Annotated in this window: 9 protein-coding genes and 2 pseudogenes; 7 read left to right on the forward strand and 4 right to left on the reverse strand. The window is 69.2% G+C overall.

Features of this window, described 5'->3' with window-relative positions:
• Positions 1 to 103: 103 nt before the first annotated feature.
• Both ABIA33_RS31915 and ABIA33_RS31920 read right to left on the reverse strand, forming a co-directional pair.
• Positions 104 to 1,603, reverse strand: coding sequence for a long-chain fatty acid--CoA ligase (locus tag ABIA33_RS31915; RefSeq protein WP_370086414.1), 1,500 nt, complete (start codon positions 1,601 to 1,603; stop codon positions 104 to 106).
• Positions 1,604 to 1,646: 43 nt separating this feature from the next.
• Entirely contained in the window at positions 1,647 to 3,143 is a 1,497-nt protein-coding gene (locus tag ABIA33_RS31920; RefSeq protein ID WP_370086416.1) for a flavin-containing monooxygenase, read from the reverse strand.
• Between the two features lie 51 nt (positions 3,144 to 3,194).
• Between ABIA33_RS31920 and ABIA33_RS31925 the strand changes: the two genes are divergently transcribed.
• The 4 genes and pseudogenes from ABIA33_RS31925 (at position 3,195) to ABIA33_RS31940 (ending at position 8,573) form a co-directional block, all read left to right on the forward strand.
• Positions 3,195 to 3,866: a TetR/AcrR family transcriptional regulator gene (locus ABIA33_RS31925; protein ID WP_370086418.1), complete on the forward strand. Its 672-nt coding sequence runs from the start codon at positions 3,195 to 3,197 to the stop codon at positions 3,864 to 3,866.
• A gap of 278 nt (positions 3,867 to 4,144) precedes the next feature.
• Positions 4,145 to 6,364 (forward strand): annotated as a pseudogene (locus ABIA33_RS31930) (sulfatase-like hydrolase/transferase).
• A 244-nt stretch (positions 6,365 to 6,608) separates the two neighbouring features.
• A complete protein-coding gene (locus tag ABIA33_RS31935) occupies positions 6,609 to 7,508 on the forward strand; it encodes an alpha/beta hydrolase (RefSeq protein WP_370086420.1) in 900 nt (299 codons plus the stop codon).
• A 240-nt stretch (positions 7,509 to 7,748) separates the two neighbouring features.
• Positions 7,749 to 8,573: an SDR family NAD(P)-dependent oxidoreductase gene (locus tag ABIA33_RS31940; RefSeq protein WP_370086422.1), complete on the forward strand. Its 825-nt coding sequence runs from the start codon at positions 7,749 to 7,751 to the stop codon at positions 8,571 to 8,573.
• Between the two features lie 514 nt (positions 8,574 to 9,087).
• Here ABIA33_RS31940 and ABIA33_RS31945 read toward each other — a convergent pair.
• Positions 9,088 to 10,212, reverse strand: a complete 1,125-nt coding sequence (locus tag ABIA33_RS31945) for a hypothetical protein (RefSeq protein WP_370086424.1) — start codon at positions 10,210 to 10,212, stop codon at positions 9,088 to 9,090.
• Positions 10,209 to 10,370, reverse strand: coding sequence for a hypothetical protein (locus tag ABIA33_RS31950; protein WP_370086426.1), 162 nt, complete (start codon positions 10,368 to 10,370; stop codon positions 10,209 to 10,211). Before ABIA33_RS31950 ends, ABIA33_RS31945 begins: the two co-directional genes overlap by 4 nt.
• 597 nt (positions 10,371 to 10,967) lie before the next feature.
• Here ABIA33_RS31950 and ABIA33_RS31955 point away from each other — a divergent pair.
• The 3 genes and pseudogenes from ABIA33_RS31955 to ABIA33_RS31965 form a co-directional block, all read left to right on the forward strand.
• On the forward strand, positions 10,968 to 11,264 hold the full coding sequence (locus tag ABIA33_RS31955) for a hypothetical protein (RefSeq protein ID WP_370086428.1): 297 nt from the start codon (positions 10,968 to 10,970) through the stop codon (positions 11,262 to 11,264).
• Between the two features lie 482 nt (positions 11,265 to 11,746).
• Positions 11,747 to 12,550 carry a maleylpyruvate isomerase family mycothiol-dependent enzyme gene (locus tag ABIA33_RS31960; RefSeq protein ID WP_370086431.1) on the forward strand — a complete coding sequence of 268 codons (804 nt, stop codon included), beginning with the start codon at positions 11,747 to 11,749 and terminating at the stop codon, positions 12,548 to 12,550.
• A 279-nt stretch (positions 12,551 to 12,829) separates the two neighbouring features.
• A pseudogene (locus tag ABIA33_RS31965) lies at positions 12,830 to 13,248 on the forward strand (hypothetical protein); the annotation flags it as partial.

The following is a 13,248-nucleotide window of genomic DNA, read 5'->3' on the forward strand; positions in this document are numbered from 1 at the left end:
CGACTGTCGGCGCACGGCCGGTACCGGGGCTGCGCGGTACCGGGGGACAGGGCCGGCCTTTTGCCCTTGCCGCAGGGACAGGAGGTGGGCTCCAGGGGGTGTTTCAGCTCGCGGTCTTCGCCGTGGCCGCGCTTGCAGGCGCTTCGACGCTGCGCCGCAGGATCTTGCCGGTGGAGGTCTTGGGCAGCTCCGCGACGATCCACACGTGCCGCGGGTACTTGTATGCCGCCGCCTGCGCCTTGACGTGCTCGCGCAGCTGCTCGGGGGTGGCCGTGGCGCCGTCTTTGAGCGCGACTGCGGCGCAGACCTCCTCACCGAGTTCGGGATGCGGGATGCCGACGACGGCGGCCTCGCGCACCGCCGGGTGGGTGTACAGCAGTTCCTCGATCTCGCGCGGGTAGACGTTGTATCCGCCACGGATGATCAGGTCCTTCTTGCGGTCGACGATGAAGTAGTAGCCGTCCTCGTCGACCCGGGCCAGGTCACCGGAGCGGAACCAGCCCTCGGCGTCGATCGCCGCGGCGGTGGCCTCCGGTCGTTCCCAGTAGCCCTTCATGATGTTGTGACCGCGGATGGCGATCTCGCCGACGCCGTGCGAGACGTCCAGCAGCGTCATCTCCACCCCGTCGATCGGCGTGCCGATCGACCCGGGCTTGCGCACCCGGTCGGGGTGGTTGAACGAGGCCACCGGCGAGGTCTCCGACAACCCGTAGCCTTCCACGACGATGCAGCCGAACTCGGCTTCGAAGGCGTGCAGCACCTCCACCGGCAGCGCCGAGCCGCCCGAGACGCACAGCCGCAGGCTGTCCACATCGAATGCCGCCCGCTCGGGGTGGTTCAGCAGCGCGACGTACATCGTGGGCACGCCCAGGAAGACGTTCACCCGGTGACGGCGGATTGTCTCGAGCACTGCCTGCGCGTCGAACCGGGGTACCAGTGACAGGCAGGCGCCGGCAGTGATCGAGGCGTTCAGACCGGAGGTCTGGCCGAAGGCGTGGAACAGCGGCAGCGCGCCGAGCACCATGTCATCGCCGGTGAGCGAGAACAGGTCGACGCAGATCTCGGCGTTGCGGATCAGGTTGGCGTGGGTGAGCTCTGCGCCCTTGGGCGTGCCGGTCGTGCCCGAGGTGTAGAGGATGACGGCGGTGTCCGACGCGTCCCGCTCGGCAACCCCGGTCTGCGGGGCGGTGGCGGAGAGCAGGGACTCGAACTCGCCCGGCGTCACCAGCAGGCACTCGGTGCCGGCGGTGGCCGCGCCGGCCAGGGCGTCCTGGGCGAAGGCGTGCCAGGCCAGTACCAGCCCGGCCTGCGAGTCACCCAGGTAGAACGCCACCTCGCGCGCCTTGAGCAGCACGTTCATCGGCACTACCACGGCGCCGGCGCGCAGGATGCCGTAGTACACCGCGGCGAATTGCGGCACGTTGGGCAGCATGCAGCCGACCCGGTCCCCGGGTTGCACGCCCCGGTCGCGCAGTAGCCCCGCCACCCGGGCACTGGCTTCGTCAAGGTCCGCATAGGTCAGCAGCACGTCACCCAGGCGGATCGCGGGGGCGTCGCCGTCGCGGGTCGCCGAGGCGACGAGGTGGTGCGCAAGGTTGGTCATGGCCAGGTCTCCCTGTCGGGTGGGATGGAAGGGATACGCAGGGTCAGTTCGCGGCGGATGCGACTGCGGCGCGGGTGCGCAGCTCGTAGGGGGCGGGATCGAAGCGACGCGTCGCGCGGCGGTACTTCCAGGTCTCGGCAGGCCAGTTGAGCGAAGCCACGCCGTCGGCGCCCTGGTACCAGCTGGTGCAGCCGCCGACCGACCAGACCGTGCCCGCCAGCCGTGCCGTGTGCTCGTCGACGTAGGCGCGCTGCTCCTCGGCGCGGACCTCGACACTGGTGATGCCGCGTGCGCGCATCAGGCGCAGCGCGTCCATCGCGTACGCCACCTGGCTCTCCTCCTGGAAGACATGGGAGTTGTGGCCGGTCGCGCTGCCCGCGCCGCCGAGGCGGAAGAGGTTGGGGAAGTTGGTCACGGTGACGCCGAGGTAGGTGTGCGGGCTGCCGTTCCAGCACTCGGCCAGGGTCTGCCCGTCGCGACCGCGTAGGTGCTCCGCGAGCGGAGGTTCGGTGATGTGGAAGCCGGTGCCGAAGATGATCACGTCGGCGGGGTGCTCGCGGCCGTCGGTGGTGACCACCGAGTTCGGCTGCACCTCGCGGACGCCTGCGCTGACCGCCTCGACATTGGGCGCCGACAGGGCCGGATACCAGTCATTGGAGATCAGGATGCGCTTGCAGCCCAGCTCCCAGTTCGGGGTCAGCCGCTCGCGCAGCGCCGGGTCGGCCACCTGCCGGCGCATGTGCGACAGAGCGGCCTTGGTGGCGATCCGGCGCACCCGCGGAGACACCATGATCTTCCACGTCACCAGTTCACGCATCCAGTACTGCCGCAGGCGTACCAGCCGCTGCAGCCACGGAGCGGCCGCGTAGAGGCGGCGCTCGAACCGGGTCGTCGCACGGTCCATCCGCGGGGTGACCCACGGCGCCGTTCGCTGAACCACCGTCATCCGCCCGACGATCGGCTGGATCGCGGGCACGAACTGGATCGCCGAAGCACCGGCGCCGATGACCACCACGTTGCGGCCGGTCAGATCGAGGTCGTGGTTCCAGCGCGCCGAGTGGAACACCTCACCGGCGAAGCCCTCCAGCCCTGGCAGGTCCGGAAGCGACGGTTCGACGATGGGGCCGCTGCCGTCGATGAGCACCTCGGCGGTGAGCGGTCCGCTGCTGGTCTCGATGCGCCAGTGCTGTGCGGCGTCGTCCCAGGCGGCCTCGATCAGGTTGCAGCCGAAGCGGATGTGGGGGAGCAGTGCGTGCTCGCGAGCGACTCGGCGCAGGTAGTCGTGTATCTCGGACTGCTTGGAGAAGGCGCGAGTCCAGTGGGGATTGGGCGCGAAGGACAGCGAGTACAGGTTCGAGGGGATGTCGCAGGCGCAGCCGGGGTAGCTGTTGTCCCGCCACACCCCGCCCACCTCCTGCTCGCGCTCCAGCACGGCGAAGTCCTCTCCCCGTCGTTTGAGCGCGTGGGCCGCGGCCAGCCCACCGAATCCCGCCCCCACGACGACGACGCGGAGATGCCGCGGCTCGAATTCAGTGGTCATATGTGGAACTCCTCTAGAAAAGCTAACGCGATTCGCGTTACGCTCCCATCCATGGCAGCAGTCGTCAAGAGCCCAGAGCCCTCTGAACAGCCCAGCTCCGGACCGGAGCCAGCCGCGCGTGATCGCCGCCGCGGACAGCCGGTCCAGGCACGCAGCCGCGAGACCGTCGAACGGATCCTCGACGCCGCGGCCGCCCTCGTCGAAGAGGGCGGCGTCGAGGCCGCCACCACCCGGGCCATCGCCGAGCGAGCCGGCGTCACCGCGCCCTCGCTCTACCGCTTCTTCGCCGACCGCGAGCAGGTCCTCGACACGCTGATCGAACGGCACCTCGAACGGCAAAGCGCTTACCTTGCCGAGCGAGAGGCGGGCTGGACGCCCTCGTCGCTGACGGAGTTCGTCGGACGCGAGCTCGACTCCTACGCCGCCTACTTCCAGGCCAACCCCAACACCGCCCGACTGTGGCTGGACGGGCGCGTCTCGCCCACCGTGCGGGCCGAGGTGCGGCGCTCCACCCGCCGCACCGCCGAGCGCATGCACGGCGTGGCTGTCGCGGCCGGCCTCGTCGCCCCGCAGACCGATCAGCTGGCTTTCGTGATGGTGGTCGAGCTCGGCGACAGGATCCTGGACCTGGCCTTCCGGGAGCGCCGCGATCCCGACCCCGACGTGATCCGCCACGGCCGGATCGCACTCACCGCCTACCTGGAGGCCGCGCTGCGGCCGTAGGCGCACACCGCCCGCCGGACGACGGGCACCGCACCATCGGCACCCACCGGACTCCGGCGGCGCCGGTCACCGCACACGCGTGGCCGCCGGCGCCGCCGGGTCGCCACCGATCCCACTCAGGAGCACCCGTGCCCACCCACGACGATCTCCCCCGCACCACCCTGCCCATACCCGACCGGCCCCGGCCCGGGCTGACCACGTACGACGCCCGCGACCCGGAGACGTCGTTCGAGCCCATCACGCCGCTGCGGCCGCCGGCGGGCGCGCCGAACGTCGTGGTGATCCTGCTCGACGACGTGGGCTTCGGCGCCTCCAGCGTGTTCGGCGGCCCGATCGACACCCCCGCAGCACAGCGGCTGGCCGACGGCGGGCTGCGCTACTCCCGGTTCCACACCACCGCGTTGTGCTCGCCGACCCGGCAGGCGCTGCTGACCGGCCGCAACCACCACTCGGTCGGCATGGGCGCGATCACCGAACTGGCCACCTCCGCACCGGGCTACAACACGATCCGGCCCAACTCCAAGGCCACGCTGCCCGAGACGCTTCGGCTCAACGGCTACGCCACCGCGCAGTTCGGCAAGTGCCACGAGGTGCCGGTGTGGGAGACCAGCCCCGCCGGCCCGTTCGACCGCTGGCCGACCGGCTGCGGCTTCGACTACTTCTATGGCTTCGTCGGCGGGGAGACCAACCAGTACTACCCGGCGTTGTACGAGGGCACCAACCCGGTGGAGCCGAAGCGCACGCCGGAAGAGGGCTACCACCTGACCGAGGACCTCGCCGACCGCAGCGTGGACTGGATCCGCCGCCAGCACGCGCTGCAGCCCGACCGCCCGTTCTTCCTCTACTTCGCACCCGGCGCGACCCACGCCCCGCACCATGCCCCCAAGGAGTGGTCCGACCGGTACGCCGGCCGCTTCGACGCAGGCTGGGACGCGCTGCGCGAGGAGATCTTCGAGCAGCAGAAGCAGCTCGGTGTGGTCCCGGCTGACGCCGAGTTGACGGCGTTCAACCCGGAGATCCCGCATTGGGATGAGATGCCCTAGGACCTCAAGCCGGTGCTGACCCGCCAAATGGAGGTCTACGCGGGGTTCCTGGCCCACACCGACGCCCAGATCGGCCGACTGGTGCAGACCCTGGACGACCTGGACGTGCTCGACACCACGCTGATCTACTACATCATCGGCGACAACGGCGCCTCGGCCGAGGGCACCCACCACGGCAGCTTCAACGAGGCGATCAACTTCAACGGCCTGAGCGCCTTGGAGACGACGGAGTTCCTGCGCGCCAAGGCGGCGGAGTTCGGTTCGCCCAGCGCCTACAACCACTACGCGGTCGGCTGGGCACACGCGATGTGCACGCCGTACCAGTGGACCAAGCAGGCGGCCTCGCACTGGGGCGGCACCCGCAACGGCACCATCGTGCACTGGCCCGCCGGCATCACCGCCCAAGGCGAGATCCGCGAACAGTTCTCCCACGTCATCGACATCGCACCGACCATCCTGGAGGCCGCCGGGCTGCCCGAGCCCACCACGGTGCACGGGGTTACCCAGGACGCCATCGAAGGCGTGAGCATGGGCTACTCCTTCGAAGACGCCGGTGCGCCCGAGCGGCACCAGACGCAGTACTTCGAGATCGCCGGCAACCGCGGCATCTACCACCGCGGCTGGACCGCGGTCACCAAGCACCGCACGCCCTGGGAACTGCTCGGAGCCAAGCTGGCCACTTTCGACGACGACGTGTGGGAGCTGTACGGCCCCGACGACTGGACCCAGTCCCGCAACCTGGCGGCCGAGCAGCCCGAGATGCTCCACAAGCTGCAGCGGCTGTGGCTGATCGAGGCGGCCAAGCACGGTGTGCTGCCGCTGGACGACCGGGCCGCCGAGCGCTTCAACCCCGACCTGGCCGGCCGGCCGCAGCTCATCCGCGGGAACACCCAGGTGCTCTTCCCCGGCATGGGCCACCTCAACGAGAGCTCCGTCATCAACATCAAGAACAAGAGCCACGCCATCACCGCACAGGTCGTGGTCCCGAAGGACGGCGCCGAGGGCGTCATCCTGTCCCAGGGCGGCATGGCCGGCGGCTGGAGCCTCTACGCCCGCGACGGCCGACTGCGCTACTGCTACAACCTGGTGGGCCTGCAGCACTTCTACGTCGGCTCGGACAACAAGCTTCCGGTCGGTGAGCACCAAGTGCGGATGGAGTTCGACTACGACGGCCCGGGACTGGCCAAGGGCGGCACCGTCACGCTCTACCTTGACGGCGCCGAAGTGGGCCGCGGACAGCTGCCGATGACCCAGGCGATCGTGTTCTCCGCCGACGAGGCGACCCACGTGGGACGCGAGTCCGGCGCGCCGGTCACTCCGGAATACCCGGCGCGCGGCAACGAATTCACCGGCGAGATCCAATGGGTCCAGATCGATGTGGACGCCGCCGCCGCCAACCAGGAGCACCTGATCCCTATCCAGGAGCGCTGGCGGATCGCCATGACCCGGCAGTAATGGACCGTCGTTGACGTGGGACGTGGGGCTGCCCGTGCCCGCGAGCAGTCCACCCCACCGGGCCCTGGGCCCCGGGGCCTGACACCGGCCCGGGGGCCCGACCGACCCAGGTCCGCGCCGACCCTCCCAGCGCCAGGACCATCCACTCGCGCAGACGAGACGGTCGGACCCCCGCAACCTCTCGGCGTGTCCGGCACACCCAGAAGCCCAATCCCCCACCGCAGACCCAACAGGAACCGACACCATGAACGAGATCACCTTCACCAGCGGCAACGACCAATGCTCCGCCTGGCATCTCCCGGCAACCAGCGACGCGTTCACCGGCGCAGGCGGACGGCCGTGCGTCATCATGGCGGCGGGCTTCGGCGGCACTCGTGACAACAGCCTGCTGGGCTACGCCGAGGGCTTCGCCGCCGCAGGAATGGACGCCCTGCTCTTCGACTACCGCGGGTTCGGCGCCTCCGGCGGGTCGCCCCGTCAACTGGTGTCCGTGCGGCGCCAGCGTCAGGACTACCACGCCGCGCTCGCAGCCGCCCGCCGACTGCCGGGCGTCGACCCTGAGCGCATCGTGCTCTGGGGTATTTCCTACGCCGGCGGCCACGTGGTCCCCGTCACCGCCCAGGACAAGCGCATCGCGGCGACGATCTCCCTGACGCAGGCGATGGACGGCATCGCGATACTGGCGCAGCTCGCCCGCACCGGCGGCGGCCTGGGCTACCTGGTCCGCGCGACCGTACACGGACTGCGCGACGCGTCCAGAGCGCTCACCGGCCGCAGACCGCACCTTGTTCCGATGATCGGCGAGCCGGGCTCCAACGCGATCATCCCCAAAGAGGGCGGGCTGGAGTTGTACCGCGTCATCGCAGGCCCGACCTGGAGCAACGACGTGTGTGCGCGCGCGGCCCTCGGGGCGGGGTTCAACCGACCGATCACGTCAGCCTCCCGGGTCACCTGCCCCTGGCTCGTACAGATCGGGTCGATCGACAGCATCACCCCGCCCCACACCGGCCGCCGCGCCGTCATGAAGGCGGGAGCCAAAGCCGAGCTGCGGGAATACCCCTTCGACCACCTGGACGTCTACCTCAGCCCCGGGCAGGAGCAGGCCCTGGCCGACCAGCTCGACTTCCTGCGCCGCACCCTCTGAGCGGCTCCGCAGCAACCGCGAGTGTCGCAGTCCCAAGCCCGACCACGCCGCAACTGAACTCCACCGCCGTCGACACACAACACGGAGACACTCAGGTCTCCGTGCCCACGCAGCGCGCTCGCGCACGACCGACGCGGACAAGCACGAACAGACGAATCACAGCCGATCAGCTCGATATCCACCCCCCAATCACCCGGCGCATCACACCGCACCGCGTTCACCACCAGAACGGAGTCACCCATGAAGGTCAAGGACCTCAGAAACCGTGTCGTCCTCATCACCGGCGCCGGCAGCGGCATCGGCCGCGCCACGGCGATGCTCTGCGCCCGCCGCGGAGCGACGCTCGTCCTCTGCGACCGCGACGAGACCGGACTCAACGAGACCGCCGCGGCTGCCCGTGCCCTCGGCTGCGACGTGCTCGCGAAGACCGCCGACGTGTCCGACCCCGCCTCGATGGACACCTTCGCCGACGCGGTGCACGCCCGGTACGCCGCGGTCGACCTGCTCATCAACAACGCCGGCATCGCCGTCCTGGCGGAGTTCCTCAAGAGCAAGCCCGAGGACTGGGACCGGCAGATCGCGGTCAACATCAAGGGGATGGTGCACAGTTGCGAGCGCTTCATCCCCCGGATGATCGAGCGCGGTGCCGGAGGACAGGTCGTCAACGTCTCGTCCTCCTGCGGATACCTGTTCCTGCCGGCCATGTTCGCGTACTCCGTCACGAAGTTCGCAGCGTTCGGCTTCAGCGAAGGACTGCGCATGGAGATGCGACCGCACAAGATCGGCGTCACCAACATCTGCCCAGGTCGCATCAACACGCCGATCACGCGCACCTCCGTAGCCCGCGGTGCCGATGCCGACGCGCGCACCGCCCGGATCAGCGAGCGCTACGAGCGCCACAACTACACGCCCGAACGCGCCGCAGAGAACATTCTGCGTGCGGCGGGACGCAACCGCGCTGTCGCACCGGTCTCGCCTGAGGCCCACCTCATGTACGTGATGACCCGTGTGGCGCCGCCCCTGGCGCGCTGGGTCGCCGCCCGCATGGCCTTCATGTTCAGCTGATCACACCGAACGCGACGCCGAATTTCGACGATTTCGCGCTCGAGATCCTGGATGCGCGGCCTGTCGGGTGTACCCGAGAACCTGCCGCTCACCTACGCGGACCTCCAGGCCCGCGTAGGCACGCTTCCCCTTCGCTGGACATCGTGTCCTGTGTCGCAGGAGGGGCCGACAAGGAGGTGCGCCCAGACGCCAACGTCACTGCGTGGACGGCTGTTCCCCGCGCAGCAGACCTGCTGCGGACAGACGCGTTTCAACTCTGGCTACCGGTGCGGGGCAGTGCCGCTGGCGCGGCGGTTCGCCGACTACGACGCGGTCGTTTACCCGTCGGCCCGTGCACTGCAATGGGGGCGCGACAACCACGCCTTCGTCGCCGAGCAGCATGGCGACCGCAGCCCTCGTTGATCAGGCGCCGTTCTCCCGGGGACGCTGCCATCGCCCGTCGAAGGTACGGGGGAGTGGTGGCAGGGTTCTGCGGTTGACGAGCCCGGCCACCGCGAGGTTGGCGGGCGGTGGATCAGGAGTCGTGTTCCAAGGAGTGGGCCGCGCCGTGAAGCCGTTTGACGATGTCGTCCGCGAGGTGGTTGAACTCGGCTTCCTCGTCTGCGGTTGTCGGCCCGATGGCTTCGGACCGGAGGCATCGCTCGATGGCGCTGACATGGCTGAGAATTTCGCGGAAGAGGGCAACGGCTCGTGGTTGTGGGCTGGTGTCCAGCGCCGCGGCTTCCCCGGCCACCTGAGCGGAGGAGGCGAGGGGTGCTGTGGCAGCAACTACCACCGTTACCTGCTCGTGACTTCCTGCAAAATTTTGCAGGGCAGGCGCTGGCGCGCTGACCGCCTGGAGCCGGATGTCCTGGTCCGGATCTGGCGTCACCGATCCCGCGCTGGCTGCTGGAGCGACGGGAGTATCAACAGCCGGTGCCGGTGCCGGTGCCGGTGCGGGTGCGGGTGCTTCGACCTGCCGGGCCCGGGACGGTGCGGCCGGGGCTGGCGGTGGTGCCAGGGGCAGTGCTTCCACGGTGATCGGCTTGTGGGCGGCTTGCTTGAACTGGACTTCCTCGGCTCGGCGTCCGGTGTTCTTGAGGATGGCCTTGACGACCTGGGCGGTTATCGCGGCGGTCAGGCGCACCTGCTCGGCTTGGGCGCCGGTTTGGAGCTGCTGGTACATCTCGGTGGCGGCGTCCAGGCCGAAGCGGTCGCCGACGGGCAGCAGGGCCCGGATGTGGGAGGTGGTGGCGGGTTTGCCGAGGACTTGGTTGAGGCGTTCGGCCAGGGCCCATTCCTCGATCATGAGGTAGGCGGTGCGTTCGCTGATGTCCCAGCGTTCCTCGATGTAGTCCTCGAAGCGGGTGTGGGTGTGGCGGTAGAGCTTGGCGTCGCGGATGGTCTGCAGGGCCTTGCCCGCGAGCCAGGTGGCGGTGGCCATGTTCTCAACCGCCCGTTCGCACAGTCCCAGTTCGTGCTGCTCGACCTGGCTGAGCGGTCCGCTCGCACCGGTCACCGCCGGGGCGGGGACCATCTCGGAGGTGACCACCAGGTCGGCAGGCCGACCCGACCGCACCCCCTCGCGGGAGACTGCCGTATCTGTCTGCCCGGCGTTGCGGTTGCGCAGGGCTGCGCTGCGGTCCGGGGTGGGGCTCATCGCTGGTCTCCGATCGTGGGCAGGAGGCCGCGGTCGGTTATTTCGGTGACGAGTTCGTCGTAGGCGGAGCCCTTTGCCGCGGTGACCGGGTGGAGCATTGACTGGGCATAGAGCTGCCGGCCGGGGATGGTGGTGGTGAAGACGTTCCACCCGAACACTGCGCGGCGGACCCTCGGCTTAGGCTCGTGCGGGGCGATTGGGACCGCGGGCCGCCGGAAGGTCCGCGGTTGTGTCTGGAGTGCGGTGAGCCGTTGTCGGCGCGGGCTCGGGCGTCGGCGCGGTTCTGCTCGTCGGTGTGCCGGTCGCGCCACCGTCGCGGGCTTGAGCGGATTCGGGTGCAGGTGGCGGCGATCCGGGCTGACGTGGTGGTGCGCTGTCCGGTCTGCGGGACGGTGTGGACCGCGGGGGTGGAGCCTCCGGTGTCGGCGGTGTACTGCTCGCCGAGGTGCCGGATCCGGGCCTGGCGCGGCCGGGTGTGGACGACGCCGAGCACTGAATGCGCGTCTTCGCCTGCGGCGGATCCAGGGCACTCGCCGGGAAGCCCATCTCTGCTGGCGACCATGAGGAACCGGTGACGTTCGTGGGAGACCGCCACCACCGCCCCGGCGTTGCACCCTGCCCGTCACCCGAACGGCCGAACCGGCCCACACGCTGTACTGACGGGCCCGAATGGCCGCATCGCCCGAGCGACCCGCTTCCCACCCTGATCCGCTGAGAACAGTCAGTCACGGCAACCAAACGAGAGCAGGTCCATCATGGCGATCATCACTGTCTTCGACATCCCGGGCGCGACACAGGCCCAGTACGAGCAGGTCACCAATGAGATGACCGGCGGACACGGCGTGGTGCGGAACCGAAAGGACTGGCCAGTCCCCGGCCTGATCTCCCACGCCGCCGGGCCCAGCCCCACGGGGTGGTTTGTGACAGACGTCTGGGAGTCCGAAGAGGCGTTCCAGAAGTTCGGGGAGAAGCTCGCGCCGCTGATGCAGGCGGCCGGAATGGCACAGGGCGAACCGACCGTCTACCAGGCGTTCAATGTGGTGACCGACTAGACGTGACTAGAAGGTTCCTCGACCGGCTCGGCCGCCGGGCCCCGCCGAGTGGCGGAAGGTGGGAGAGGGACGACGCGGCGACCTGCTCCGACAGGGCTTGCCCTCAGCGCCCGCGGGCTTGCTCGTAGGCGGTCACTCCAGGCCCCCCAGGGGCGGCAACCGTTCGCGGCATCACTATCCATCCTCGGCCACAGCAGGATCTGCCGCCACCGAACCGGCCTGGCCCGTGACGTCGTCGGCTCTGCGGACTCGGTTCAACTCGGGGCCGCCCGCGCGCGCCCAGTTCTCGAACGTCGCGGCGACCCGGGCGGGGTTGAGCAGGGCAGGTTGACCCCTTCCGTCAGGTACCGGTCGATGTCCAGGCTGGTGACCGTGCCCTTGGTGCCGACGAGCTCGGCGAGCAGGGCGCCGAAGTAGCCGGAGCCGGTCCCGAACTCGACTTGACCTTGTAGCCTTGAACCGAGAGGTCAAGGAGGTGCGGTATGGCCACGCCTACTGTCTCCGCACAGGACATTCCCCGGACTTCCGCAGCTCGGGCGCGCATGGTCAACGAGGCGGAGATACGAGCCTCGCTCGCGATGCTGGGCTCGTTGGACACCGAGGCGTGGTCGAGGCCGACCGCGTGCACCGGCTGGACCGTCCGGGACATGGCCGCCCACGAGGTCGGCCAGTTCGAGGAGCTGCCCAAGCCCTGGCTCATGATCACGCGAATTCGACGCGCCCGGCGTACGCATCCTGAGTTGGGCGCGCTCGACGGCCACAACGCGAGTCAGGTCGAAGATCGCGGAGAAGCGCCAGGAGAGCGGCTGGTCGAGGAATTCGCTCGGATCGCCCCGAGGGGAGCACGCTCATTGGCTCGTATGCCGGCTCCGGTACGCCGGCGGATACGCACGAGCATGATCTTCCCGGAGGCGAAGTCGCTGCCCGAGGACTCCATGGAGTACATGAACAGTGTTCTCCTCGCCCGCGACACCTGGATGCACCGCATCGACATCAGTGACGCCACCGGTACCGAGCTGGCCCTGGACGCGCACGACCGCGAGATCATGAACCAGGTGCTGCTGGATCTGGCGCTCGGCTGGACCGGCCCGTCCTGTCTGCTGGAGCTTTCGGGCCCGGCCGGTGGCCGATACCGGCTCGGCAGCGGTCCACCGGTGCTCACGCTGCGGGCCGATGCCGTCGTCTTCGCCCGGCACCTCTCGGGTCGGCCGCCGCTGGGTGAGCTGACGTTCGAGGGCGAGGAGGAGGCCGCGGCGGCTCTCACAGCGGCCCGGGTCCTGTTCTGACCCTCGCGGTTTCGGCCTGTACTGACGCGAAAACATCGCCTCCGCGCTAAACCCCGACGAACCGTCACAAACACTTAAACGTCAAGGTTGCGGACCCGGTCGGCGGTGCCGCGCTGCAGCTGGTGAAAGTGGACGGTGTGGTCCTCGGTCGCGGTATACAGCGCGACTGGAATTCTGGGTTGACCACTGCCCGCGCGCGACCTTCCACGCCGCGGGATCAGTGACCCGTATGGGTCAGTACGGGTCGCGGGTGCACGGCAAGCGGGATGTGCTGTCGGAGTGCAGAACCCGCACCCCAGCACGGAGGTCGGGGCGCCTCAGGCCACGATCGATCCGGAAACGGATAAGGGGATTCCCAGCGGGGCGATCCTGGGCTCGCTCGCTCGGGACGAGATCCACCTAAGCGTTCTGACCACAAGTTACCGGAGAGTAAAAATGACTTGGAATCAATTCCCGCTGTCGCCTGACGGCAGCGCGTCGCCGTCAAGCCGGATCGCCGCCGTCTCTCGGATCCCTGGAAGCATGGAGTTCTGGTGGATCGCCACGGACGGGTCAGTACAGGGTGCGTTCTGGTACGACGGGCAGCCGTGGGGGCGCTATGAGCTTGCGCCCGCCGGAAGCGCGTCAACCAATGGCGGTATCGCCGCGGTGTCGCGCATTCCCACCAGCATGGAGCTCTGGTTCGTCGGGGCCAACGG

The sequence above is a fragment of the Streptacidiphilus sp. MAP12-16 genome, from assembly GCF_041262165.1.
GTDB lineage: Bacteria > Actinomycetota > Actinomycetes > Streptomycetales > Streptomycetaceae > Streptacidiphilus.

Coding starts and splice junctions, on each gene's coding strand:
- ABIA33_RS31955 (WP_370086428.1), top strand. CDS start 10,968: ATGGCGATCATCACTGTCTTCGACATCCCGGGCGCGACACAGGCCCAG.
- ABIA33_RS31915 (WP_370086414.1), bottom strand. CDS start 1,603: ATGACCAACCTTGCGCACCACCTCGTCGCCTCGGCGACCCGCGACGGC.
- ABIA33_RS31945 (WP_370086424.1), bottom strand. CDS start 10,212: ATGAGCCCCACCCCGGACCGCAGCGCAGCCCTGCGCAACCGCAACGCC.
- ABIA33_RS31925 (WP_370086418.1), top strand. CDS start 3,195: ATGGCAGCAGTCGTCAAGAGCCCAGAGCCCTCTGAACAGCCCAGCTCC.
- ABIA33_RS31960 (WP_370086431.1), top strand. CDS start 11,747: ATGGCCACGCCTACTGTCTCCGCACAGGACATTCCCCGGACTTCCGCA.
- ABIA33_RS31920 (WP_370086416.1), bottom strand. CDS start 3,143: ATGACCACTGAATTCGAGCCGCGGCATCTCCGCGTCGTCGTCGTGGGG.
- ABIA33_RS31935 (WP_370086420.1), top strand. CDS start 6,609: ATGAACGAGATCACCTTCACCAGCGGCAACGACCAATGCTCCGCCTGG.
- ABIA33_RS31940 (WP_370086422.1), top strand. CDS start 7,749: ATGAAGGTCAAGGACCTCAGAAACCGTGTCGTCCTCATCACCGGCGCC.